This is a genomic window from Pseudonocardia sp. SID8383, from assembly GCF_009864975.1.
GTDB classification, from domain to species: Bacteria; Actinomycetota; Actinomycetes; order Mycobacteriales; family Pseudonocardiaceae; genus Pseudonocardia; species Pseudonocardia alni.
Genome location: NZ_WWFY01001065.1, coordinates 1 through 996, shown reverse-complemented (window position 1 = coordinate 996; position 996 = coordinate 1). Strand labels below are relative to the sequence as shown.

1 protein-coding gene is annotated in these 996 nt (G+C 77.8%); it reads right to left on the bottom strand.

The window, feature by feature from the left end; all coding sequences use genetic code 11:
* Window positions 1-163: 163 nt before the first annotated feature.
* A partial coding sequence (locus GTW08_RS25690) for a CpaF family protein (protein WP_161152653.1) occupies window positions 164-996 on the bottom strand: 833 nt, incomplete at its 5' end.

Here is a 996-nt window from a genome sequence, read left to right as displayed (position 1 = left end):
AGCAGGGGTAACGGAGGAGCGAGCAGCCGGGCCGTCGGGAGGCCGGCCCCGGTGCCGGTCAGGGCCCGCCACCGGGATCGGCCCGGCGCCGCGGGCAGTGTCAGCACCGCCAGCGCGAGCAGGGCGGGGACCGCCGCGCCCTGCGCTGTCCCGGGCAGTGTGCTCAGCACGGCACACCGACCCCGCGCTCGCGCAGCAGCGTGGCGAGCTCGTCGCGGCCCGGTCCGGCCCCGCTGCCGCGGCTCCAGGCGGCCGTGACGCGGGGGGTGCCGTCGTCGGAGCGGCCCAGCACGCCGATCTCGTCGAGCGTCCGGCCGGCGCCGGGGCGGCGTCGCATGTGCAGTACGACCTGGACGGCGGCGGTCAGCTGCCCGTCGAGCGCGGCGGGGGACATGCCGCCGAGCCCGGCCAGCGCGCGCATCCGGGCCGGGATCTCGCGGACCGAGTTGGCGTGCACGGTGCAGCCGCCACCGTCGTGACCGGTGTTCATCGCGGCCAGCAGGTCGCACACCTCGGCGCCGCGGACCTCGCCGACGACCAGCCGGTCCGGACGCATCCGCAACGCCTGACGCACCAGCTCGCGCAGCGGCACGCCACCCGAGCCCTCGATGTTCGGCGGTCGGGCGACCAGCCGCACGACGTGCGGATGGCGCGGGGAGAGCTCCTCGGCGTCCTCGACGGTGATGAGCCGCTCGCCCGGATCGACCGCGCCCAGCAGCGAGTTGAGCAGCGTGGTCTTGCCACTGCCCGTCCCACCGGCCACGAGCACGGCCAGCCGGGCGGCGACGATCGCGCGCAGCAGGGCCTCGCCGGTCGCGTCGAGGGTGCCGGTCCGCCGGAGCGCGGCCAGGTCGTGTCCGGCGGGGCGCAGCACCCGCAGCGAGATCGCGGTCCCGGCGGCCGCCACCGGTGGCAGGACGGCGTGCAGCCGGACCCCGGCATCGGGGAGCCTGCCGTCGACGCAGGGACTCGCGTCGTCGAGCCGGCGGCCTGCGG